Origin of the sequence: Pseudomonas sp. B21-015 (genome assembly GCF_024749285.1) — a bacterium.
Lineage (GTDB): Bacteria > Pseudomonadota > Gammaproteobacteria > Pseudomonadales > Pseudomonadaceae > Aquipseudomonas.
In genome coordinates this window covers 5,526,067-5,549,694 of the sequence record NZ_CP087196.1, presented here as the reverse complement: position 1 = coordinate 5,549,694, position 23,628 = coordinate 5,526,067, and the positions used below count along the sequence as shown (strand labels likewise).

Genomic DNA, 23,628 nt, shown 5'->3' with positions numbered 1-23,628 from the left:
GCGTGAGGGCGGAATCCGCCCCCAGCGTTTCTGGCTAATGGGTTATTGGTCGATACTGACACCCGAGAACACGTTGCGACCGAAAGGACTCACCTTGAATCCTTCGATTTTGGCGCTCAACGGCTGGTTAACCGTTGAATGGGCGACTGGCGTGATCGGCACCTGCTGCTTGAGGTACTGTTGCGCCTGTTTGTAGAGCACGGTGCGCTGGTCGCGATCGGTGACGACTTTGGCCTGCTTGATCAGCTTGTCGTAGGCTGGATCACACCACATGGAGTAGTTGTTGCCGCCAATGGCGTCGCAGCTGTAGAGCGTGCCGAGCCAGTTGTCCGGGTCGCCGTTGTCACCGGTCCAGCCGATCAGGCTGATGTCGTGCTCGCCGTTCTTGGTGCGCTTGATGTACTCGCCCCATTCGTAGCTGACGATCTTGACCTTGAGGCCGATCTTCGCCCAATCCGCCTGGAGCATTTCGGCCATCAGCTTGGCATTGGGGTTGTACGGACGCTGAACCGGCATGGCCCAAAGGGTGATCTCGGTGCCTTCCTTGACGCCGGCAGCCTTGAGCAGTTCCTTGGCTTTTTCCGGGTTGTAGGCGGCGTCTTTAATCGTTTCGTCGTAGGACCATTGGGTCGGCGGCATGGCGTTGACCGCCAGTTGACCGGCACCTTGGTAGACAGCGTTGAGAATGCCTTGTTTGTTCACCGCCATGTCCAGTGCCTGGCGCACTTCGAGCTGGTCGAACGGTTTGTGGCGCACGTTATAGGCGATGTAGCCGAGGTTGAAGCCGGGCTTCTCGATGAGCTTGAGGGTCGGGTCGTTCTTCAGCGCGGTCACGTCGGCGGGGCGCGGGTGCAGGGTAATCTGGCATTCGTTGGCCTTGAGTTTCTGCACGCGCACCGAGGCGTCGGTGTTGATGGCGAAAATCAGGTTGTCGAGCTTGACCCGGCTCGGGTCCCAGTACTGCTTGTTGCCGCTGTAACGGATGTTGGCGTCTTTCTGATAGCTCTTGAACACGAACGGCCCGGTGCCGATCGGCTTCTGGTTGATGTCGCTCGGCTTGCCTTCGGCGAGCAGTTTGTCGGCGTACTCGGCGGACAGGATGGCGGCGAAGCTCATGGCGATGTTCTGGATGAACGCGGCGTCGACGCTGTTGAGCGTCATCACCACGGTCAGCGGCCCGGTCTTCTCGACCTTGGCGATGTTCTTGTTCAGGCTCATGCCGTTGAAATACGGGAACTCGGTCGGATAAGCCTTACGGAAGGGTTGCTGCGGATCGAGCATGCGATTGAACGTGAACAGCACGTCGTCGGCGTTGAAGTCGCGGGTCGGCGTGAAGTATTTGGTCGTGTGAAATTTCACCCCTTCGCGCAGGTGAAAGGTGTACTTGAGACCGTCCTCGGAAATATCCCAGTTCGTTGCCAGGCCTGGTACGACGTTGGTGGCGCCTTTTTCAAACTCTGCCAATCGGTTGTACAGCGGCTCAGCGGCGTCGTTATCGGTCGCAGTGGTGTACTGCGCGGTATCGAAACCGGCGGGGCTGCCTTCGGAGCAGAACACCAGGCTGTTGTTGGCGGCCTGGCTGATGGAAGTGGCGGCCAGCAGGCCGGTGCCCAGCAATGCGGATAAAACCAAGGTATGGCGCATGACGCTCCCTCTTTTTGTAGTGTTATTCAATGCGCCGGGATCCCGTCCGGGGACGTTGTGGCTGCATTGAGCTCAAACCAATACGGGGCAGCAAACCGATAGCCCACGCAGTCACTGGTCAGAACCCGACGGTAGGTGCCGTGGGTCTGGCAGTAAATGCGCTGAGTCCTAAAGACTCGTAGGAAAAGGCAACGCGTCCTAACCCCTGGCTGCGTCAGACAGCGGATTTGGATGTAGGCAAATTCCTAGCTTCTGGGCAGAAAAAAGCAGCGGCGACGCTGAAAACGTCGCCGCTGCTTTTTCTTATTTGCTGACGCTGACGCCGTAGAAGGAGTTCAAGCCGAATGGGCTGATCTTGAAGTCCTGCACGTTGGCGCGCATGGGTTGGAACACCGTCGAGTGAGCGATAGGTGTCATTGGAACAGCATCTTTGAGGACGTGTTGCGCCTGTTTGTACAGTTCGGTGCGCTTGGCCTGATCGGTGGTGCGTTTGGCTTCCTTGACGAGGCCGTCGAATTTCTTGTCGCACCATTTGGAGAAGTTGTTGCCACTCAGCGAGTCGCAGCCGAACAGCACATTGAGCCAGTTGTCCGGGTCACCATTGTCGCCGCTCCAGCCGATGATCATCGCCTGGTTCTCGCCGCCTTTGGAGCGTTTGATGTACTCGCCCCATTCGTAGCTAGTGATCTTGACGTTCAGGCCGATCTTCTTCCAGTCGGACTGCAGCATTTCAGCCATCAGCTTGGCGTTCGGGTTGTACGGACGCTGTACCGGCATCGCCCACAGAACGATTTCGGTGCCTTCCTTGACGCCGGCTTCCTTGAGCAGCGCCTTGGCTTTCTCAGGATCGTACTTGGCATCCTTGATGGTGGTGTCGTAGGACCATTGGGTCGGCGGCATGGCGTTGACGGCCAGTTGGCCCGCGCCCTGATAAACCGAGTCGATGATCTGCGGCTTGTTGACGGCCATGTCCAGCGCCTGACGAACACGCAGGTCGGCCAGCGGGTTCGGCTCGTTGCTGCCCTTGACCTTGTCCATCACGTTGTAGGCGATGTAACCCAGGTTGAAACCGGCCTGGTCAGGCAGCTTCAGATCCTTGTCTTCTTTCAGCGCTTTCAGGTCGGCTGGGCGCGGGAACAGGGTGATCTGGCACTCGTTCTTCTTCAGCTTCTGGATGCGTACCGACGGGTCGGTGGTGATGGCGAAGATCAGGTTGTCGATCTTCACGTCGTCAGGCTTCCAGTAGTCCTTGTTCCCGGTGTAGCGGATGTTGGAGTCTTTCTGGTAGCTCTTGAACACGAACGGGCCAGTGCCGATTGGCTTCTGGTTGATGTCGGTGGCCTTGCCTTCCTTGAGCAGCTGGGCAGCATACTCGGCGGACTGGATCGAGGCGAAGCTCATGGCCATGTTCTGGATGAACGCGGCGTCTACATCCTTGAGGGTGAACTTGACGGTGTGGTCGTCGACTTTATCGATCTTGGTGATGTTGGTGTCCATCCCCATGTCGGTGAAGTACGGGAATTCGGTCGGGTACGCCTTACGGAACGGGTCATCCTTGTTAATCATACGATTGAAGGTGAACAGCACGTCGTCGGCGTTGAACTCACGCGTCGGCTTGAAATACGGGGTGGTGTGGAACTTGACGCCTTCACGCAAGTGGAAGGTGTAAGTCAGGCCGTCATCGGAAATGTCCCACTTGGTCGACAGACCAGGAATCACGGCGGTGCCGCCGCGCTCGAACTGGGTCAGGCGGTTGAACATGGTTTCTGCAGACGCGTCGAAGTCGGTTCCGGTGGTGTACTGACCAGGGTCGAAACCGGCCGGGCTCCCTTCGGAGCAAAACACCAGGTTAGTCGCAGCGAAGGCGAAAGGTGCGCTGGCTAACAGACTTGCGCCGACTAAAAACGGAATGACCGCGTGTTTAAGCATGGTGGCCTCATGATTTGTTGTCATTTTTGGAATTAGAGGACGACCTCGTGAGTCGACCCTGCGGATACTTATGCAGGGGCCGTACCCATTGCAAGATCCTGAATGGCCACAAGCCTTAAAGAGTGGCACGAACGTACCTTAATGTCGCATATGTATAAATAGCGACATATTTGACCGTTTGCGCAGGTTTTTTACGGTGCAAAACGCGCACTGATAAGGGGCGTCCGGGGCGTGTGACGCACCCGGTTGGAGCCTGGTGTTACTTATTTATACCCACGCCATAGAAGGGGGTGAGGCCGAACGGGCTGATCTTGAAGTCGGTGACTTCCTTGCGCAGTGGCTGGAACACCGTCGAGTTGGCAATCGGTGTGATAGGTACTTGTTGCTTAAGGATTTGCTGTGCCTGTTGGTACAGTTTGACTCGCTGCTGTTTGTCCGTGGACACCTTGGCTTGCTGCACCAGTTTGTCGTAGGCCGGGTCACACCATTTGGCGTAGTTGCTACCTTTCACCGCAGCGCAGCTGTAGAGCACGCCGAGCCAGTTGTCCGGGTCACCGTTGTCGCCGGTCCAGCCGTAGATCATTGCGTCGTGTTCGCCATTCTTGGCGCGTTTGATGTACTCGCCCCACTCATAGCTGACGATGTTGGCCTTGATCCCGACTTTCTCCCAATCCTGCTGGATCATCTGTGCCGACATCCGCGCGTTGGGGTTGGACGCGCGCTGCACAGTCATGGCCCACAAATCGATGGTGGTGCCGGGTGCAACTCCTGCTTCTTCTAGTAGCGCGCGGGCTTTGGCCGGATCGTGGGGTGCGTCTTTGATGGTCGGGTCATAGGACCATTGCGCCGGTGGCAAGGCGTTCTGTGCCAGTTGCCCGGCACTCTGGTAGACAGCTTTGATAATGGCGGGCTTGTCGATGGCCATGTCCAGCGCCTGACGCACCTTGAGTTGGTCCAGCGGCGGGTGGGTCACGTTGTAGGCGAGGAAACCGAGGTTGAAACCGGCCTGCTTGAGCACGGTCAGGTTCGGGTCTTTCTCCATCACTTCAATGTCCGCCGGGCGCGGGTAGCCACTGACCTGACACTCGCCGGCCTTGAGCTTCTGCAAGCGCACGGCGGCGTCCGGGGTGATCGAGAAAATCAGGTTGTCGAGTTTCACGTCCTCGGGTTTCCAGTAGGCCTTGTTGGCGGCATAGCGGATCTGCGAGTCCTTTTGATAACGCTTGAAGACGAACGGGCCGGTGCCGACCGGTTTCTGGTTGATGTCCGCCGCTTTGCCTTCTTTTAACAACTGCGCGCCGTACTCGGCGGACTGGACCGAGGCGAAACTCATGGCCAGGTTTTGGATGAACGCGGCGTCGATGTTGTTCAGGCTGAAACGCACGGTGTGATCGTTGATTTTGTCGACACTCTTGATCGTTTTGTTCAGGTCCATGTCGGTGAAGTACGGCGATTCGGCGGGATAGGCTTTGCGGAATGCGTTTTCCGGGTCGAGCAAGCGCTGGAAGGTGAACAGCACGTCGTCGGCGTTGAAGTCGCGGGTGGGGGTGAAGTAGTCGGTGGTGTGGAACTTCACGCCGTCGCGCAGGTGGAAGGTGTAGGCGAGGCCGTCCTTCGAGACATCCCAGCTTGTGGCGAGGCCGGGTTCGACTTCGGTGCCACCGCGTTTGAACTGGGTGAGGCGGTTGAAGACGGTTTCGGCCGAGGCGTCGAAGTCGGTGCCGCTGGTGTATTGGCTGGGGTCGAAGCCGGCGGGGCTGGCTTCGGAGCAATAGACCAGGGTCGTGGCGGCTTGGGCGAGTGGTGCGGTGGTGGCGAGGGCGAGGGCGAGCAGGAGTGGTTTGACGGTGGTTCTTTCCATGGAGTCCCCGAGGGCGTGGCGGCGGTGTTTTCCTGAGGGTAGCGTTGTTGGCGGGGCGGGCGGAAATATCGTTTTTTGAGGGGGACCCCTCTATCCGGGCATAGTTGGCCGGTTTTTACGTTGATGGGACGGTAGGAGCTGCCAAAGGCTGCGATCTTTTGACCTTGATCTTGGCGGCCTGACAGTCTCAATCTCCCCCAGATGTACACCGTCCTACTGTAGGGACGAGGCTTGCCCGCGAAGGCGGCGGATCAGCCAGCACATATCCTTAGGCAGGAACTGAAATCCCACATGGAAGATCTGGAATGACTCGAATTGTTGAAATCCTGATGTACACCTTGAAACCGGGATCAGGATTGGATTTCCATCGAATAATGCGGGAAGTAAGCGTTCCGCTTCACTTAAAGGCGGGTATGGATGTTGTTTCTTATGGCGGCTCTTTACATGACGATGACAGTTATCACTTAATTCGCTCCTACGAGAGCGAGAATCATCGGCAAGCCTCTCAAGATCTTTTTTACTCAAGTACTGATTGGAAGCAAGGTCCGAGAGCAGACATCATCAGTCGGATTGAAGTAAGCACAACGACTGTTATGACGCTCACTCAAGAGGCGATTGATGCCATCAGAGCTTCCCATAGATCTATCCAGAGCTGATGCTCAATGATCGTTCCCACGCTCCCGCGTGGGAACGCCGCCAGGGATGCTCCGCGTTCCGCTTTTGAATGTTTAATTGATGTCTCAGTGCGCAGACCTTTCCCGGGCCGGGTTCCTTTTGCCGGTAATCTCACACCGCACATAGCTGCCACCTCTTCGCCGAGTGAGATCGGAAATTGATGGCTCCAATATCAAAAGGAAGTTTGTATGGATAAGTTAATCCCCGACCTACCCTTCAACACCTCCACACCCAACGCCGAAGCTTTGCGTACCGAAGAGCTACTCAAAGACCGCGAAGTCATAAAACGTGCGCTCGACTACTACCTCGATTCGCCCAGGCCTTACTCCGCAAAACCTCGTCGCCCCAGCACGATGTTCCTGGTTTCCCCGGACAGCGACAACGAAAGTCTCTTGGCTCAAGCTTGCGAGTCATTGGCCTCGGCCAGTGTCCTGGCCAGCGATTTCGCAACAAACCTGATCGGCCTGCAGCGCAATACGGCGTTGGCGATTCAACAGATCATCATGCTGGCGGGGTTGGCGGTGAACCGGGCGTTGGATAACGTCGATCCGCAGGGCTAAGCAGGCGTTCAGTCAGGTAGACCGCGTTATCGTTCTTCGCGAGCAAGCCCGCTCCCACAGTGGTTCATCGTCGTTCACAGATTCAGCGTACGACACATATCAACTGTGGGAGCGGGCTTGCCCGCGAAGGCGGCGGATCGGTCACTGCAAAACTGACTGATCCACCACCGCATCAAGGCATCAACACTTCAATCGCCCCATCCGCCGTCATGTTGACCTGGCTGGTCCCTGCTTCAACCTCCGGCGTCACCGGCGCGGAATCCATGCCGGCGGCTTTCATCATCATCGGCCCGCGCATGTACGGTTGTGGATAACCGTTGCTGTTGAGGTTCAGGTTGACGATTTTGTAGCCCTTGCCGCCCAGTGCGTCGGTGGCCAGTTGAGCGCGGGCCTTGAAGGCGGTCACGGCTTCTTTGAGCAGGGCGTCTTCGCTGGCCTTGCGGGTTGGTGTGGCGATGGCGAAGTCCATGCCGCCCATTTTCAGGTCGGTGAGCAGTTCGCCGGTCAGTTTGGACAGGGCGGCGAAGTCCGAGCTTTCCAGGCGCAGTTCGGCGCGTTCACGCCAGCCGGTGATTTTCTGGCCTTTGGTGTCGTAGATCGGGTAGCTGTTGCGGCTGCCCTGACGCAGGGTGATGTCTTTGACCTGTTTGGCCTGGGCCAATGCCTTGTTCATGGTGGTGCTGACGTCGGCGGCGAGTTTGGCCGGGTCGGTGTTTTGCTCTTCGGTGTAGAGGGTCACGATCATCAGGTCGCGGGCCACTTCCTGGCTGACTTCGGCGCGCAGGGAGATCTGGTTGTAATGCAGTTCGTCGACGGCCAGGGCCGGGAGGCTGGCGACGGTGCCAACGCTTAAGGCAAGAAGGGCGGCGCTGCGGCGCAATGTGTGCATGAAAAGCTCCTTGGACAGTGCGCAGGGGTTAAGGTCCGAACCTGCGTGAAACCATCAGACTCTAGCTTCAATGGTCCGGTTCGCCCAGTTACAACTTCTATACAGATCGACAACCAACAAGAACTTCGGTGGTGAGTGGGGCTTCTGTGGCGAGGGAGCTTGCTCCCGCTGGACTGCGAAGCAGGCCCAAGTCAGTCGACCGAGTGAGCCTGGTTCACCTTGCATACAGGTTTACGACTGCTGCGCAGCCGAGCGGGAGCAAGCTCCCTCGCCACAGATGCATTTCCACAGATCAATGGTCTTTGGCTGTGGTCGTTTGCCGCACTTTCGCCTCTCAGGCTCGTGGCTTGGTTATACTCCGTGCGATCCGCCTGGAGCGCTCATCAGGAGAGCTCATGCTCGCCCCCGTTCAAATCACTTCCGCCACTCGCCAGAACCTCTGGCGGCTCACGTTCATCCGCACGTTGGTGCTGGCCGCGCAGGCCGGTTCCGTGGGCCTGGCCTACTGGTTCCACCTGCTGCCGTTGCCGTGGATGCAATTGGCGATCACCCTCGGTTTTTCCATGGTGCTCTGCGCCCTGACCGCGATTCGCCTGCGCACGTCGTGGCCGGTGACCGAGCTCGAGTACGCCGTGCAACTGGCCTGCGATCTGTTTATCCACAGTGCCTTGCTGTACTTCTCCGGCGGTTCGACCAACCCGTTCGTCTCTTATTACCTGGTGCCGCTGACCATCGCCGCCGTGACCTTGCCATGGCGTTTTTCGGTGATTCTGTCCGGTATTGCCCTGGCGCTGTATACGTTGCTGCTGGCGCGGTTCTACCCGCTGGAAACGTTCCCGATCGCCCGGGAGAACCTGCAGATCTACGGCATGTGGCTGAGCTTCGCCCTGGCGGCGGCGGTCATCACGTTCTTCGCCGCGCGCATGGCCGAAGAGTTGCGCCGTCAGGAGGAACTGCGTGCCATTCGTCGCGAAGAAGGCCTGCGCGATCAACAATTGCTGGCTGTCGCGACCCAGGCTGCCGGCGCCGCCCATGAACTGGGCACGCCGCTGGCGACCATGAGTGTATTGCTCAAGGAAATGCGCCAGGATCATCCCGACCCGTTGCTGCAGGACGATTTGAGCGTGTTGCAGGATCAGGTCAAACTCTGCAAAGAAACCTTGCAGCAGCTGGTACGGGCGGCGGAAGCCAATCGTCGTTTGGCGGTGGAGATGCAGGACGTCACCGACTGGCTCGACGAAGCCCTGAACCGCTGGCACCTGATGCGCCCGGAAGCCAGTTATCGCTTCCAGCGCCTGGGCCAAGGGACCGTGCCGCGCATGGCGCCACCGCCGGACCTGACCCAGGCCCTGCTGAATTTGCTGAACAACGCTGCCGATGCCTGCCCCGAAGGCTTGCAAGTGACCCTGGACTGGAATGCCGAGGACCTGACCATCAGCATTCGCGACCATGGCGCTGGTGTGCCATTGGCCATTGCCGAGCAGATCGGCAAACCGTTTTTTACTACCAAGGGCAAAGGTTTCGGCCTGGGCCTGTTTTTGAGCAAGGCCAGCGTGACACGCGCCGGCGGCTCAGTGAAACTCTACAGTCATGAGGAAGGTGGCACGCTCACCGAGCTGCGCCTGCCCCGTGTCGCCCGAGGAGACGAACATGAGTGACGAGATCCAAGTCGAAGGCGAAGAACTGCCGCATTTGCTGCTGGTAGACGACGATGCAACCTTCACCCGCGTGATGGCCCGCGCCATGGCCCGCCGCGGTTTTCGCGTCAGCACGGCAGGTTCTGCCGAAGAAGGCCTGACCATCGCCCAGGCTGACATCCCGGATTACGCCGCCCTTGATCTGAAAATGGACGGCGATTCGGGTTTGGTGTTGCTGCCCAAACTGCTGGAGCTCGACCCGGACATGCGCGTGGTGATCCTCACCGGTTACTCGAGCATTGCCACCGCCGTCGAGGCAATCAAGCGCGGCGCCTGCAATTACCTGTGCAAACCGGCGGACGCCGATGACGTGCTGGCCGCGTTGCTCTCCGAGCATGCCGACCTCGACACCCTGGTGCCGGAAAACCCGATGTCCGTGGACCGCCTCCAGTGGGAGCACATCCAGCGCGTATTGACCGAGCACGAAGGCAACATCTCCGCCACCGCCCGTGCCTTGGGCATGCACCGCCGTACGCTGCAGCGCAAACTGCAAAAGCGTCCGGTCCGTCGCTGAAACGGCGCTGAACAATTGTTGTCACACTTCGCTACAAGCCGAGCCGTTCATTTATGATCGGCTCGTGTGTGTTCTTTTCTTTATCGAGCCTTATTCATGAATCAGAACGCTGAATATTCCGCGGTCAACGATGCTGTGCGCGGGCAGTTTTTTCGCAAAGTCTGGGCGATGACCACGCCTTACTGGCGCAGCGAAGAGAAGGGCAAGGCCTGGACGCTGTTGATCGCCGTGATCGCGCTGTCATTGTTCAGCGTGGCGATTTCGGTGTGGATCAACAGTTGGTACAAGGATTTCTATAACGCCCTGCAGAAGAAAGACGAAGCAGCGTTCTGGCAATTGATCCTGTACTTTTGCGGCATCGCGGCCGTGGCGATCCTCGGCGCGGTGTACAGGCTCTACCTGACCCAGATGCTGACGATTCGCTGGCGGGCTTGGCTCACCGAGAAGCACTTTGCCCGTTGGCTCGGCAACAAGAACTACTACCAGCTGGAGCAGGGCGGTTACACCGATAACCCGGACCAGCGGATTTCCGAAGACCTCAACAAGTTCACCACCAATACCTTGGGCCTGGGCTTGGGTTTGATCCGTAACATCGTCAGCCTGGTGTCGTTCTCGATCATTTTGTGGGGCGTGTCGGGCAGTATCGAAGTGCTTGGCTTCACGATTCCCGGCTACATGTTCTGGTGTGCACTGGTTTACGCCGCCGTCGGCAGTTGGCTCACGCATTTGATCGGTCGTCGCCTGATTGGCCTCAACAACAACCAGCAACGTTTCGAAGCCGACCTGCGTTTCTCCATGGTGCGGGTCCGCGAGAACGCCGAAAGCATTGCGCTGTACAACGGCGAGCCCAATGAGAACCGTCGTCTGAGCAGCCGCTTCGGCCTGGTCTGGCACAACTTCTGGGACATCATGAAAGTGTCCAAGCGCCTGACCTTCTTCACCTCCGGTTATGCCCAGATCGCGATCATCTTCCCGTTCATGGTCGCGGCGCCGCGTTACTTTGCCGGCAAGATCGAACTCGGTGAGCTGATGCAAATCAACTCGGCGTTCGGTAACGTGCAGGAGAACTTCAGCTGGTTCATCAGTGCGTACCAGGATCTCGCCGAGTGGCGTGCCACTTGTGATCGTCTGCTGAGTTTCCGTCAGGCCATGACCGACAACGAAGAACGCGCACCGGCCATCGATGTGCAGAATCAGGGTTCGGCGCTACGGGTGCATAACCTTGGCCTCGACCTGGCTGACGGCCGTCATCTGCTGACCAACGCCGACATGACCGTGGAGGAGGGCGAGCGCGTCATGCTCAGCGGTCGTTCCGGCAGCGGCAAATCGACCTTGCTGCGGGCGATGGGGCACCTTTGGCCGGCCGGGCACGGCGGCATCCGCCTGCCGACAGGGCGTTATCTGTTCCTGCCGCAAAAACCGTATCTGCCGATTGGTACCTTGCGCGAGGCGCTGAGTTATCCACAGCCCGGCGACACCTACCCGCACGAGCGCTACGTCCACGTACTGGAAGCCTGTCGCTTACCGCACCTGGTTTCGCGTCTGGATGAAGCCAATCACTGGCAGCGCATGCTCTCGCCGGGTGAGCAGCAACGCCTGGCTTTCGCCCGAGCGCTGCTTTATGCGCCGCAATGGCTGTACATGGATGAAGCGACTTCGGCGATGGATGAGGAGGATGAAGCGTCGCTGTATCAGGCGTTGATCGATGAATTGCCGGGGCTGAGCATTGTCAGCGTCGGGCATCGCAGCAGCCTGAAGCGTTTCCATCCACGGCATGTGCGTATCGAGAATGGCCATTTGGTGGACCAAACCGTGACCGCCTGAACACCGCAATCCCCTTGTGGGAGCGGGCTTGCTCGCGAAAGCGGTCTGACATCCAGTATTGAGGTGTCTGACACACCGCCTTCGCGAGCAAGCCCGCTCCCACAGGGGATAGTGGATGCTGACGGTGATCGTACAACCGTGTTGAGCTATGATGCGGGTTCAGCCGTTTTTTCGAGACAGATGTTCACCATGGAAAACCCGATCGACGCACCTCGCCTCCCTCGCAAGCGCCGCAGCCTCGCTCAGGAACTGGTGACGGTGCTCTCCGAGCAGATCCGCGACGGTCAGCTCAAGCGTGGCGACAAGTTGCCCACCGAGTCGGCGATCATGGATGCCCACGGCGTCAGCCGCACCGTGGTGCGCGAAGCGATTTCCCGTTTGCAGGCCGCAGGCCAGGTGGAAACCCGTCACGGTATCGGCACCTTCGTGCTCGACACCCCAAGCCCGAGCGGTTTTCGTATCGACCCGGCCACCGTGGTGACCTTGCGCGACGTATTGGCGATTCTGGAACTGCGCATCAGCCTGGAAGTGGAATCCGCCGGCCTTGCCGCGCAACGTCGCAGCCCTGAACAGTTGGCGTTGATGCGAGCGGCGCTGGACGCGTTGAATGAAAGTGTCTCGCATGCCAGCGATGCCGTGGCGTCAGACTTCCAGTTCCACCTGCAAATCGCCCTGGCCACCGGCAACCGCTACTTCACCGACATCATGACCCACCTGGGCACCAGCATCATTCCGCGCACACGCCTCAACTCCGCGCGCCTGGCCCATGACGACCAGCAGCACTACATGAGTCGCCTGAGCCGTGAACATGAAGAGATTTATGACGCGATCGCGCGGCAGGACTCCGATGCGGCGCGGGCGGCGATGCGCTTGCACCTGACCAATAGCCGCGAACGGCTGCGCCAGGCCCATGAAGAGGCGCAGGCCCAGCGTTAAATTGCGCGTGCCAGGAAGACGCCTGGCACAAAAACGCGCCTGACCGCTAAACGATCAGGCGCGAAGAGAGATCAGGTTTCGATATACAGTCTCAGGGGCTCAGAACACGGCTCCAGACTGGACTCATCCGCGAATTTGTAACGCAATTCGACTTCTGTGTTCTTGTACTTTTCCAGCTCAACTTTCGGGATTCGCAATTCAATTCCTGTCAGCTTTGCCATGTCGTCACTGGCGTCATCCCAGGCGCCGGTAGGCTCTTCGAGGCCCTTCCAGTCGGGCTCTTCCGTATCTGCGCCGAGGATTGGATAGACCTCCCAATTCGGCGGAATATCGTTCGGATCCGGGACGCGGACTATCAAGTCATCGCCCAGGTGCGACAGTTTGACGGTTGCTTTTTCAGGTTCGTGTTTCAGAAGCTGGGGAAGAATGGGTGGGGCAAAAGTCATGATGGGTTCGCTCTCCATGCGAGGTGGGCCATGATTCCTTCACGGCGGTTTTATCACTGTAGGAGGCTCTTGCCAGGTGTGCCGAAAATGATCATGACCAACCGTTTCCGGTTGTGATGGCTGAGCCTTGTGTCAGGATCGAACGATCCACCCTCACGGCCAACTCGCCAGCGTTTAAGCGTGGCGCCATCGCCGGAAACGGCGATGCCGTGCTCAGTAAAAAGATCATCCAGATCGGCAATGATCTGTCGGGTGTATTCCTTCGGTTGAGCGTGTAGACCTGACATTTCTGACTCAAATTCTGAGGGCGGCGATGAAATGCAGTTGACGGTTGTATTTTAAGTTGTACGATGACCTACAACTTCAGCGAAGGCTGAACGATTTCTTCACACAACGTGCTACCCAGGGTGTTCGAATAATGAATCCACAAGAACTGAAGTCCATCCTCTCTTCCGGCCTGCTGTCGTTCCCGGTCACCGACTTCAATGCTCAGGGCGATTTTCATCGCGCGGGCTACATCAAACGTCTCGAATGGCTGGCCCCATACGGCGCCTCGGCATTGTTCGCCGCGGGCGGCACCGGTGAGTTCTTCTCTCTGGCGGCCAGCGAATATTCGGAAATCATCAAGACTGCCGTCGACACCTGCGCCACCAGCGTGCCGATCCTTGCCGGTGTCGGTGGCGCCACCCGCCAGGCCATCGAATATGCTCAGGAAGCCGAGCGTCTGGGCGCCAAAGGCCTGTTGCTGCTGCCGCACTACCTGACCGAAGCCAGCCAGGACGGCGTTGCGGCCCACGTTGAAGCCGTGTGCAAATCGGTGAACATCGGCGTGGTGGTTTACAACCGCAACGTCTGTCGCCTGACCGCGCCGCTGCTGGAACGTCTGGCCGAGCGCTGCCCGAACCTGATCGGTTACAAGGATGGCCTGGGCGATATCGAGTTGATGGTGTCGATCCGTCGCCGCCTCGGTGATCGTTTCAGCTATCTGGGCGGTTTGCCGACCGCTGAAGTCTACGCCGCGGCCTACAAGGCGCTGGGAGTGCCGGTTTACTCCTCGGCGGTGTTCAACTTCATCCCGAAAACCGCGATGGATTTCTACCACGCCATTGCTCGCGAAGATCACGCCACCGTCGGCAAGATCATCGACGACTTCTTCCTGCCGTACCTGGACATCCGTAACCGCAAGGCTGGTTACGCCGTGAGCATCGTCAAGGCCGGGGCGAAAATCGCCGGTTATGACGCAGGTCCTGTGCGTGCGCCGCTGACCGATCTGACGGGCGAAGAGTACGAAATGCTCGCCGCGCTGATCGACAAGCAAGGTGCGCAGTAACACACCCGATTAAATAAGGCCGCTGAGTGATCAGCGGCCTTTTGCGTGAGGAGATTTCCAGATGGCAGATGCAATGCGTTTCGATAACTACATCAACGGCGAATGGGTGGCGGGCAGTGATTACTGCGCCAACATCAACCCGTCCGAGCTGACCGATACCATCGGCCACTACGCCAAGGCTGATCTGGCTCAGGTCCACGCCGCCGTCGACGCCGCTCGCGCCGCATTCCCGGCCTGGTCGACTTCGGGCATTCAGGCGCGCAGCGATTCCCTGGATAAAGTCGGCAGCGAAATCCTCGCCCGCCGCGAAGAACTCGGCACCTTGCTGGCCCGGGAAGAGGGCAAGACCTTGCCCGAAGCCATCGGCGAAGTGACTCGCGCCGGCAACATCTTCAAGTTCTTCGCCGGTGAATGCCTTCGCCTGTCCGGCGACTATTTGCCGTCGGTGCGTCCGGGCGTCAACGTTGAAGTGACCCGTGAAGCGTTGGGTGTGGTCGGCCTGATCACCCCGTGGAACTTCCCGATCGCGATCCCTGCGTGGAAAATCGCTCCGGCTCTGGCTTACGGCAACTGCGTCGTCCTGAAACCTGCTGATCTGGTTCCGGGCTGTGCCTGGGCGCTGGCGGAAATCATCTCCCGCGCCGGTTTCCCGGCCGGCGTGTTCAACCTGGTGATGGGCAGCGGTCGAGTGGTTGGCGATGCGCTGGTGCGGAGCCCGAAAGTCGACGGCATCAGCTTCACCGGTTCCGTGGGCGTGGGTCGTCAGATCGCTGTTAGCTGCGTGTCGCGTCAGGCCAAGGTTCAGCTGGAAATGGGCGGCAAGAACCCGCAGATCATTCTGGATGACGCCGACCTTAAACAAGCAGTCGAGCTGTCGGTACAGAGCGCGTTCTATTCCACTGGCCAGCGTTGCACCGCGTCGAGCCGCTTCATCGTCACCGCCGGGATTCACGACAAATTCGTTGAAGCCATGGCCGAGCGCATGAAGTCGATCAAGGTTGGCCACGCGCTGAAAACCGGTACCGATATCGGTCCGGTCGTCTCGCAGGCTCAGCTTGAACAAGACATGAAGTACATCGACATCGGCCAGTCCGAAGGTGCGCGTCTGGTCAGCGGCGGTGGCTTGGTCACATGCGACACCGAAGGCTACTTCCTCGCCCCGACGCTGTTTGCCGACAGCGAAGCTGCGATGCGTATCAGCCGCGAAGAGATCTTCGGCCCGGTGGCCAATATCGTTCGCGTCGCCGATTACGAGGCAGCGCTGGCCATGGCCAACGACACCGAGTTCGGCCTGTCGGCGGGCATCGCTACCACGTCGCTGAAGTATGCCAACCACTTCAAGCGCCACTCCCAGGCCGGGATGGTGATGGTCAATCTGCCGACCGCCGGCGTGGATTACCACGTTCCGTTTGGTGGGCGTAAAGGTTCATCCTATGGATCACGTGAGCAAGGTCGCTATGCGCAAGAGTTCTACACGGTCGTGAAGACCAGCTACATCGGCTCCTGATACACGCAATACCTGTGGGAGCTGGCTTGCCAGCGATGCGGGCACCTCGGTCTGTCAGTTGCATCGCGGTGATGTCATCGCTGGCAGGCCAGCTCCCACAAAAGACCAAAGAAGATTCACCCGCGCATAAAAATAATCAGTGGGAGTACATCTACAATGCAATCGACCAAGCCGACTCACGTCCGCTATTTGATCCTGCTCATGCTGTTTTTGGTGACCACGATCAACTACGCCGACCGGGCCACCATCGCAATTGCCGGCTCCAGCCTGCAAAAAGACCTCGGCATCGACGCGGTCACCCTCGGTTATATCTTCTCCGCATTCGGTTGGGCCTACGTGGCCGGGCAAATTCCCGGTGGCTGGCTGCTGGACCGTTTCGGTTCGAAAAAAGTCTATGCGCTGAGCATCTTCACCTGGTCGCTGTTCACCGTGCTGCAGGGCTATGTTGGTGAGTTCGGCATGTCCACGGCGGTGGTTGCGCTGTTCATGCTGCGCTTTTTGGTGGGCCTGGCCGAAGCGCCATCCTTCCCCGGCAACGCACGCATCGTGGCGGCCTGGTTTCCGACCGCTGAACGCGGTACAGCGTCGGCGATCTTCAACTCGGCGCAGTACTTTGCCACCGTGTTGTTTGCACCGCTGATGGGCTGGATCGTCTACAGCTTCGGTTGGCAGCACGTGTTCATCGTCATGGGGGTGATCGGCATCATCTTCTCGGGGATCTGGCTGAAGGTTATCCACAGCCCGCGCCAACACCCGATGATCAACGACGCCGAGTTCAAACACATCGCCGACAACGGCGGCATGGTCGATATGGACTCGGACAAAGGCAAAGGCAAAAAAGGCGACGGTCCGAAGTGGGATTACATCCGCCAGCTGCTGACCAACCGCATGATGCTTGGCGTGTATCTGGGCCAGTACTGCATCAACGGCATCACCTACTTCTTCCTGACTTGGTTCCCGGTGTACCTGGTGCAGGAGCGCGGCATGACCATTCTCAAGGCCGGTTTCATTGCCTCGCTGCCGGCGATCTGCGGATTTATCGGTGGTGTGCTCGGCGGGGTGATTTCCGATTACCTGCTGCGCAAAGGTCACTCGCTGACGTTCGCCCGCAAGGCGCCGATCATCGCTGGCTTGCTGGTTTCCAGTAGCATCGTGGCTTGCAACTATGTGGACGTTGAATGGATGGTCGTCGGCTTCATGGCCCTGGCCTTCTTCGGCAAAGGCGTCGGTGCGTTGGGCTGGGCGGTGGTGTCCGACACCTCGCCGAAACAGATTGCTGGTCTGAGCGGTGGCCTGTTCAACACCTTCGGCAACATCGCGTCGATCACCACGCCGATCGTTATCGGTTACATCATCAGCTCCACCGGTTCGTTCAAGTGGGCGCTGGTGTTCGTCGGTTGCAACGCGCTGGTAGCAGTATTCAGCTATCTGGTGATCGTTGGCCCGATCAAACGCGTTGTGCTCAAAGAGCCGCCAGTCAGCGGTCCTGAAACGAACAACAAGTTATCTGAAGCGCATTCCTGAGGAGCGGCGTCATGCAGTTGATTGAACATTCCGACTCGCCGCGCTACATCCGCCTGCACGAGCGGGACAACGTAGTGATTGTGGTCAATGATCAGGGCGTGCCGGCCGGCACCGAATTCCCCGATGGCCTGGTCACCGTGGATTTCGTGCCGCAGAGCCACAAGGTCACCCTCGAAGATATTCCCGAGGGCGGCCAGGTGATTCGGTACGGCCAGACCATCGGCTATGCGTTGCAGCCGATCCCGCTCGGTAGCTGGGTCAAGGAAGATCAACTGCGCATGCCCACCGCACCACCGCTGGACAGCTTGCCGCTGTCCACCGAAGTGCCGGCCACGCAGGCACCGCTGGAAGGCTTCACCTTCGAGGGTTATCGCAACGCCGACGGCACCGTCGGCACGCGCAATATTCTCGGTATCACCACCACCGTGCAGTGCGTCACTGGCGTGTTGGATCACGCGGTAAAACGTATCAAGGACGAGTTGCTGCCTAAATACCCGAACGTCGATGACGTGGTGGCGCTGACCCACAGTTACGGCTGTGGCGTGGCGATCACCGCTACCGATGCGTACATCCCGATCCGCACCGTGCGCAATCTGGCGCGCAACCCGAACCTGGGTGGCGAAGCGCTGGTGATCAGCCTGGGCTGCGAGAAATTGCAGGCCGGACAGGTGATGCACGAGAACGACAGCTCGGTGGATTTGAGCGAGCCGTGGTTGTACCGCTTGCAGGATTCCAGCCACGGTTTCACCGAGATGATCGAGCAGATCATGGCGCTGGCCGAAACCCGTTTGAAGAAGCTCGATCTGCGTCGTCGGGAAACCGTGCCGGCGTCCGAACTGATCCTCGGCATGCAGTGCGGCGGCAGCGATGCGTTCTCCGGGATCACCGCCAACCCGGCGCTGGGTTATGCCTCGGATTTGCTGCTGCGGGCGGGGGCGACGGTGATGTTTTCCGAAGTCACCGAAGTGCGTGATGCGATTTACCTGCTGACGTCCCGCGCCGAAACTGAGGAAGTCGCTCAGGAACTGGTGCGGGAAATGGACTGGTACGACCGTTACCTGGCCAAGGGCGAAGCGGATCGCAGTGCCAACACCACGCCGGGGAACAAGAAGGGCGGGTTGTCGAACATTGTCGAGAAGTCGTTGGGCTCGATCGTCAAATCCGGTAGCAGCGCGATCAACGGAGTGCTCGGCCCTGGTGAACGGTTCAAGCGCAAAGGGCTGATTTTCTGCGCGACCCCGGCCAGTGATTTTGTCTGCGGGACGTTGCAATTGGCGGCAGGGATGAACCTGCATGTGTTCACCACCGGGCGGGGTACGCCTTACGGTTTGGCCATGGCGCCGGTGGTGAAGGTGTCGACCCGGACCGAACTGGCGCAGCGCTGGCCGGACCTGATCGACATCGATGCCGGACGGATTGCGACCGGGCGGGCGTCGATCGAAGACCTCGGCTGGGAGTTGTTCCACTACTACCTGGACGTGGCCAGCGGCAAGAAACAGACGTGGGCGCAGCGGCATAAGCTGCATAACGACATCACCCTGTTCAACCCGGCGCCGATTACCTGAGACCGAGTGATCGTTCCCACGCTCTGCGTGGGAATGCAGCCCGGGACGCTCTGCGTCCCAAAAGCGTGACGCAGAGCGTCACAAGAGGCATTCCCACGCAGAGCGTGGGAACGATCCGGGTGAAAGTGGCTTATCATTAGCCCCCTAACGACGCCCACCCAAGGTTCCCCCCGGCATGCTGGCAATTTTCCTCGAAACCCTGAATATCACCGCGCCGGTGTTTGCCATGCTGTTTCTGGGGGCGCTGCTCAAGCGCATCGACTGGATCAACGACAATTTCATTCATACCGCGTCGGCCCTGGTGTTCAACGTCAGCATGCCGGCGTTGCTGTTTCTGGGCATCTTGCATGCCGACCTGCACGCCGCGTTGCAACCGGCGCTGCTGATGTACTTCTCGATCGCGACCCTGATGTGCTTTGCGATTGCCTGGGGTTGGGCGATCTGGAAATGCCCGCGCGAAGACCGAGGCATCTACACCCAAGGCGCGTTTCGCGGCAACAACGGCGTTATCGGTCTGGCCCTGGCGGCGAGTATGTACGGCGACTACGGGATTTCCCTCGGGGCGATTCTCGCGGCGCTGGTGATCCTGTTTTACAACACGCTCTCGACCATCGTGCTGGCGGTCTACAGCCCGGTGATCAAGTCTGATCCGTGGAGCATCTGCAAGAGCGTGATGATGAACCCCTTGATCATCAGCGTGTTTTCGGCGGCACCGTTTGCCTGGTTCAAGATCAGCCTGCCGGGGTGGCTGGAAACGTCCGGCCAATACCTGGCACAAACCACCTTGCCCTTGGCGCTGATCTGCATCGGCGGCACGTTGTCGCTGGCGGCAATGCGCAAAAGCGGCACGATTGCGCTGAGTTCAAGCCTGGTGAAGATGATCGGCCTGCCGGTGCTGGCGACACTGGGCGCCTGGCTCTGGGGCTTTCGCGGGGCGGAGTTGGGGATTCTGTTTCTGTACTTCGGCAGCCCGACCGCCGCGGCCAGTTTCGTCATGGCCCGACAGGCCAATGGCAATCATGAGCTGGCGGCGGCGATCATCGTGATTACCACGCTGATGGCGGCGGTCACCACCAACGTCGGGATCTTTTTGTTGCAGTGGGGTGGGTGGATTTAACCTCGGGAGCTGCAATGTTCTCCAGGGCCTCATCGCGGGCAAGCCCGCTCCCACAAAGGTCTTCAGTGCTTATGCAATTCATGCAACAAGGCAGATCCCTGTGGGAGCGGGCTTGCCCGCGATGGCGATGCCACTGACGGCGAAAACCCAGGGGCTCACTCCGGCTTCTGGTAGGTATCAATCACTTCCTGCGCCGCCCGAAACGCATCGATCGCCGCCGGCACGCCGGCATACACCGCGCAATGCAGCAGTGCCTCGCGGATCTCTTCCACGGTGCAGCCGTTGTTCAGCGCTCCGCGCACATGGCCCTTCAATTCTTGCGGGCACTTCAACGCGGTCAGCGCAGCGAGGGTGATCAGGCTGCGGGTTTTCAGCGGCAGACCTTCGCGATTCCACACACCGCCCCAAGCGTGTTCGTTGACGAAATCCTGCAACGGTTGGGTGAACTCGGTGGCATTGCCCAAGGCGCGGTCGACGAAAGCGTCGCCCATCACTTGGCGGCGGACTTCAACCCCAGCCTTTTTATCAGTGCTCATGGCAATTCCCTCTTGTGGTGTTGGCGACGCCAGGCGCGCAGCGAGGTGAACAGCAAAAACGCCATCAGCGCCGGCAGGACGAAAAACAGCATCAGGTGTTCAAGCTTGCCGGCCAGCGGCATGCCGGTAGTGAACGACACCACATGCAGCCCATAGGCCAGGTACAAGCCCAAAAACAGCAGGCCTTCGGCGCGAGTCACCCGGTAGCCGGAATAAAACACCGGCAGGCACAACACCGCGACACCAAGCATCACCGGCAGGTCGAAATCCAGGGCATTCGGCGAGACCGACAGCGGCGACGGCGCGACCAATGTGGTAAGCCCGAGCACCCCCAAGAGGTTGAACAGGTTGCTGCCGATCACATTGCCCACCGCAATGTCCCGCTGACCGCGCAATGCGGCGATCAAAGACGTGGCGAGCTCCGGCAGGGAGGTGCTGACGGCGACGATGGTCAGGCCGATGATCCGCTCCGACAACCCCAGGTCGGTGGCGACCGCAACGGCGGCGCCGAGCAGCAAGTGCCCGGCGAATATCAGCATCGCCAGCCCGGCGACGATCATCAGCAGGCTGCTGAACCACGGTGCCTGCGGCGCTTCATGAGCCCCCGATAGCGGACGGGCCGAGTGTCGCGACTGGCGCAGTAGCAAGCCCAGATACAGAGCCAGCGCTGTCAGCAGCATCACACCGTCGACCCGAGTCAGTTCTTCATTCCACGCCAGCACGAACACCAGCAGGCTGGCGCCGATCATCAGTGGAATATCCAGGCGCACCAATTGCCGCGAAACCCGCAGCGGAATAATCAGTGCCGAGAGCCCGAGGGTGACGAGGATGTTGAAGATGCTGCTGCCGATCACGCTGCCGACGGCGATGTCGGCGTTTTGCGCCAGGGTGGCTTGCAGGCTGACCGCCATCTGCGGCGCGCTGCTGCCGAGGGCCACGATGGTCAGGCCGATGATCAGCGGCCGCACATGCAGTCGCGCAGCCAGGCGAACGGCGGCGCGTACCATCAGTTCTGCGCCGGCGATCAGTAAAAACAGACCGCTGAGCAATTCAATCACGCTGATCAGGGGTAAATCGGCAAGTCCGAAAATAGTCAGCGCTCCGTCTATCAGTCGTCGAGGGCTTGCACGCGAACCTGCGCGGTGCCACTTCTGAGCATACCCAGTTGTTCCGCGGCCTCGTGTGAAACATCGATCAGACGCCCACGAGTGTGCGGCCCGCGATCGTTGATACGCACCACGCAGGATTTGTCGTTATTCAGATTGGTGACTTTCACCCGCGTACCGAACGGTAACTGACGGTGGGCGGCGGTCAGGGAGTTCTTGTCAAAACGCTCGCCACTGGCGGTGCGTTTACCTTGGTGTTTGGCGCCGTAGTAGGACGCTACGCCGGTTTTGTCGTAGCCGTGTGGATCGATGGTGTCCGTGCTGGCGCAACCGGCCAGCAGAGAGAGCAGGGCGCAGGCACTGAGCAGACGCTTCATTTAAAAGGCTCCCAAAATAAATGTGGGAGCGGGCTTGCCCGCGATGGCAATGTATCTGATACACCGCCATCGCGGGCAAGCCCGCTCCCACAAGGTTTGAGTCGGACACAACATCCCACCCTCACCATTGATCGCAATCAGCCTTCGAGCTTGCTTTTAAGCAGTTCGTTGACCTGTTGCGGGTTGGCCTTGCCTTTGGAGGCTTTCATGGCCTGGCCGACGAAGAAGCCGAACATCTTGCCGCGTTTGGCTTCGTCTGCCGCGCGGTATTGTTCGACCTGTTCGGCGTTGGCCGCGAGCATTTCGTCCAGCACCGCCGAGATTGCGCCGGTGTCGGTCACTTGCTTGAGGCCGCGCTTGTCGATGATCTCGTCCGCGCTGCCTTCGCCGTTGGCCATGGCTTCAAACACCACTTTGGCAATCTTGCCGGAGATGGTGTTGTCCTTGATGCGCAACAGCATGCCGCCCAGTTGCTCGGCCGACACCGGCGACTGGTCGATGTCCAGACCTTGCTTGTTCAACAGGCTGCCCAGTTCAACCATCACCCAGTTGGCCGCCAGTTTGGCGTCGCCGCCGATGCTCACGACTTTCTCGAAGTAATCGGCTTGTTCGCGGCTGGTGGCCAGGACGCTGGCGTCGTAGACCGACAGACCGAACTGTTCCTGGAAGCGCTCGCGTTTCTGCGGTGGCAGTTCCGGCAGGGTGGCGCGTACGTCGTCGAGGAATGAGTCCTCGATAACCACCGGCAACAGGTCCGGATCGGGGAAGTAACGGTAGTCGTTGGCTTCCTCTTTGCTGCGCATCGGACGGGTTTCGTCCTTGTTCGGATCGTACAGACGGGTCTGCTGGATCACCTTGCCGCCGTCTTCGATCAGCTCGATCTGACGTTGCACTTCGCTGTTGATCGCCTTTTCGATGAAGCGGAACGAGTTGACGTTCTTGATCTCGCAGCGTGTACCGAATTCAACCTGGCCCTTTGGACGGATCGACACGTTGCAGTCGCAACGCAGCGAGCCTTCGGCCATGTTGCCGTCGCAGATGCCGAGGTAACGCACCAGCGCATGGATCGTCTTGACGTAGGCCACGGCTTCCTTGGCGCTGCGCATGTCCGGCTCGGAAACGATTTCCAGCAACGGCGTGCCGGCGCGGTTCAGGTCGATGCCGGTGGCGCCGTTGAACTCTTCGTGCAGGCTTTTGCCGGCGTCTTCTTCCAGGTGCGCACGGGTCACACCGACACGTTTGATCGTGCCGTCTTCCATGGCGATGTCCAAGTGGCCCTTGCCGACGATCGGCAATTCCATCTGGCTGATCTGGTAGCCCTTGGGCAGGTCCGGGTAGAAGTAGTTTTTACGGGCGAACACGTTGTGCTGACCGATCTCGGCATCGATGGCCAGGCCGAACATCACTGCCATGCGCACCGCTTCCTGGTTCAGCACCGGCAATACGCCGGGCATGCCCAGGTCTACCAGACTGGCCTGGGTGTTCGGCTCGGAACCGAAGGTGGTGGAACTACCGGAAAAGATTTTCGACCGGGTGGTGAGCTGGGTATGAATCTCCAGCCCGATCACGACTTCCCATTGCATGTGTTTCT

The 23,628-nt window shown here is 59.4% G+C and carries 21 protein-coding genes; 11 read left to right on the top strand and 10 right to left on the bottom strand.

Annotated features, from left to right (window positions below; translation table 11 throughout):
• Positions 1 to 42: 42 nt before the first annotated feature.
• The 3 genes from LOY38_RS25460 to LOY38_RS25450 all read right to left on the bottom strand — a co-directional run bounded on the left by LOY38_RS25460 (position 43) and on the right by LOY38_RS25450 (position 5,434).
• Positions 43 to 1,644, bottom strand: coding sequence for an ABC transporter substrate-binding protein (locus tag LOY38_RS25460; RefSeq protein ID WP_258697574.1), 1,602 nt, complete (start codon positions 1,642 to 1,644; stop codon positions 43 to 45).
• Positions 1,645 to 1,947: 303 nt separating this feature from the next.
• Positions 1,948 to 3,573 carry an ABC transporter substrate-binding protein gene (locus LOY38_RS25455; protein ID WP_258697573.1) on the bottom strand — a complete coding sequence of 542 codons (1,626 nt, stop codon included), beginning with the start codon at positions 3,571 to 3,573 and terminating at the stop codon, positions 1,948 to 1,950.
• Positions 3,574 to 3,832: 259 nt separating this feature from the next.
• The gene (locus LOY38_RS25450) at positions 3,833 to 5,434 is read right to left on the bottom strand and encodes an ABC transporter substrate-binding protein (protein ID WP_258697572.1); all 1,602 of its coding nucleotides are present in this window, start codon (positions 5,432 to 5,434) and stop codon (positions 3,833 to 3,835) included.
• Between the two features lie 305 nt (positions 5,435 to 5,739).
• On the opposite strand from LOY38_RS25450, the gene LOY38_RS25445 reads away from it, so the two are divergent.
• Both LOY38_RS25445 and LOY38_RS25440 read left to right on the top strand, forming a co-directional pair.
• Positions 5,740 to 6,090 (top strand): NIPSNAP family protein, encoded by a 351-nt coding sequence (locus tag LOY38_RS25445; RefSeq protein WP_258697571.1) that lies wholly within the window; start codon positions 5,740 to 5,742, stop codon positions 6,088 to 6,090.
• A 207-nt stretch (positions 6,091 to 6,297) separates the two neighbouring features.
• On the top strand, positions 6,298 to 6,669 hold the full coding sequence (locus tag LOY38_RS25440) for a DUF6124 family protein (RefSeq protein ID WP_258697570.1): 372 nt from the start codon (positions 6,298 to 6,300) through the stop codon (positions 6,667 to 6,669).
• 172 nt (positions 6,670 to 6,841) lie between these two features.
• Here the strand turns inward: LOY38_RS25440 and LOY38_RS25435 are convergent, their stop codons facing one another.
• Entirely contained in the window at positions 6,842 to 7,558 is a 717-nt protein-coding gene (locus tag LOY38_RS25435) for an SIMPL domain-containing protein (RefSeq protein ID WP_258697569.1), read from the bottom strand.
• A 395-nt stretch (positions 7,559 to 7,953) separates the two neighbouring features.
• Here LOY38_RS25435 and LOY38_RS25430 point away from each other — a divergent pair, with 395 nt between their 5' ends.
• The 4 genes from LOY38_RS25430 to LOY38_RS25415 all read left to right on the top strand — a co-directional run bounded on the left by LOY38_RS25430 (position 7,954) and on the right by LOY38_RS25415 (position 12,529).
• The gene (locus LOY38_RS25430) at positions 7,954 to 9,216 is read left to right on the top strand and encodes an ATP-binding protein (RefSeq protein WP_258697568.1); all 1,263 of its coding nucleotides are present in this window, start codon (positions 7,954 to 7,956) and stop codon (positions 9,214 to 9,216) included.
• Positions 9,209 to 9,769 carry a response regulator transcription factor gene (locus LOY38_RS25425; protein WP_017336511.1) on the top strand — a complete coding sequence of 187 codons (561 nt, stop codon included), beginning with the start codon at positions 9,209 to 9,211 and terminating at the stop codon, positions 9,767 to 9,769. Before LOY38_RS25430 ends, LOY38_RS25425 begins: the two co-directional genes overlap by 8 nt.
• Positions 9,770 to 9,865: 96 nt before the next feature.
• On the top strand, positions 9,866 to 11,593 hold the full coding sequence (locus tag LOY38_RS25420) for an ABC transporter ATP-binding protein/permease (RefSeq protein WP_258697567.1): 1,728 nt from the start codon (positions 9,866 to 9,868) through the stop codon (positions 11,591 to 11,593).
• A 189-nt stretch (positions 11,594 to 11,782) separates the two neighbouring features.
• Complete coding sequence (locus tag LOY38_RS25415; RefSeq protein ID WP_258697566.1) at positions 11,783 to 12,529, top strand: FadR/GntR family transcriptional regulator; 747 nt, start codon at positions 11,783 to 11,785, stop codon at positions 12,527 to 12,529.
• 71 nt (positions 12,530 to 12,600) lie between these two features.
• Here LOY38_RS25415 and LOY38_RS25410 read toward each other — a convergent pair whose 3' ends face one another.
• Positions 12,601 to 12,975: a hypothetical protein gene (locus LOY38_RS25410; protein WP_258697565.1), complete on the bottom strand. Its 375-nt coding sequence runs from the start codon at positions 12,973 to 12,975 to the stop codon at positions 12,601 to 12,603.
• A gap of 53 nt (positions 12,976 to 13,028) precedes the next feature.
• The gene (locus LOY38_RS25405) at positions 13,029 to 13,262 is read right to left on the bottom strand and encodes a hypothetical protein (protein WP_258700830.1); all 234 of its coding nucleotides are present in this window, start codon (positions 13,260 to 13,262) and stop codon (positions 13,029 to 13,031) included.
• 131 nt (positions 13,263 to 13,393) lie between these two features.
• On the opposite strand from LOY38_RS25405, the gene kdgD reads away from it, so the two are divergent.
• The 5 genes from kdgD to LOY38_RS25380 all read left to right on the top strand — a co-directional run bounded on the left by kdgD (position 13,394) and on the right by LOY38_RS25380 (position 20,018).
• Positions 13,394 to 14,305 carry a 5-dehydro-4-deoxyglucarate dehydratase gene (gene kdgD / locus LOY38_RS25400; protein ID WP_258697564.1) on the top strand — a complete coding sequence of 304 codons (912 nt, stop codon included), beginning with the start codon at positions 13,394 to 13,396 and terminating at the stop codon, positions 14,303 to 14,305.
• Between the two features lie 61 nt (positions 14,306 to 14,366).
• Positions 14,367 to 15,812 carry an aldehyde dehydrogenase family protein gene (locus tag LOY38_RS25395; protein ID WP_258697563.1) on the top strand — a complete coding sequence of 482 codons (1,446 nt, stop codon included), beginning with the start codon at positions 14,367 to 14,369 and terminating at the stop codon, positions 15,810 to 15,812.
• A 156-nt stretch (positions 15,813 to 15,968) separates the two neighbouring features.
• On the top strand, positions 15,969 to 17,336 hold the full coding sequence (locus LOY38_RS25390) for an MFS transporter (RefSeq protein WP_123355908.1): 1,368 nt from the start codon (positions 15,969 to 15,971) through the stop codon (positions 17,334 to 17,336).
• Between the two features lie 11 nt (positions 17,337 to 17,347).
• Positions 17,348 to 18,901, top strand: a complete 1,554-nt coding sequence (garD, locus tag LOY38_RS25385; protein ID WP_258697562.1) for a galactarate dehydratase — start codon at positions 17,348 to 17,350, stop codon at positions 18,899 to 18,901.
• A 175-nt stretch (positions 18,902 to 19,076) separates the two neighbouring features.
• Positions 19,077 to 20,018 carry an AEC family transporter gene (locus tag LOY38_RS25380; protein WP_258697561.1) on the top strand — a complete coding sequence of 314 codons (942 nt, stop codon included), beginning with the start codon at positions 19,077 to 19,079 and terminating at the stop codon, positions 20,016 to 20,018.
• A gap of 155 nt (positions 20,019 to 20,173) precedes the next feature.
• Here the strand turns inward: LOY38_RS25380 and LOY38_RS25375 are convergent, their stop codons facing one another.
• The 4 genes from LOY38_RS25375 to gatB all read right to left on the bottom strand — a co-directional run bounded on the left by LOY38_RS25375 (position 20,174) and on the right by gatB (position 23,620).
• Positions 20,174 to 20,554: a carboxymuconolactone decarboxylase family protein gene (locus LOY38_RS25375; RefSeq protein WP_048396581.1), complete on the bottom strand. Its 381-nt coding sequence runs from the start codon at positions 20,552 to 20,554 to the stop codon at positions 20,174 to 20,176.
• Complete coding sequence (locus LOY38_RS25370; RefSeq protein ID WP_258697560.1) at positions 20,551 to 21,612, bottom strand: calcium/sodium antiporter; 1,062 nt, start codon at positions 21,610 to 21,612, stop codon at positions 20,551 to 20,553. The genes LOY38_RS25375 and LOY38_RS25370 overlap by 4 nt, the downstream gene beginning before the upstream one ends.
• Before the next feature lie 50 nt (positions 21,613 to 21,662).
• Positions 21,663 to 22,037: a septal ring lytic transglycosylase RlpA family protein gene (locus LOY38_RS25365; RefSeq protein ID WP_258697559.1), complete on the bottom strand. Its 375-nt coding sequence runs from the start codon at positions 22,035 to 22,037 to the stop codon at positions 21,663 to 21,665.
• Between the two features lie 137 nt (positions 22,038 to 22,174).
• Positions 22,175 to 23,620 (bottom strand): Asp-tRNA(Asn)/Glu-tRNA(Gln) amidotransferase subunit GatB, encoded by a 1,446-nt coding sequence (gatB, locus tag LOY38_RS25360; protein ID WP_008008595.1) that lies wholly within the window; start codon positions 23,618 to 23,620, stop codon positions 22,175 to 22,177.
• Positions 23,621 to 23,628: the final 8 nt, after the last annotated feature.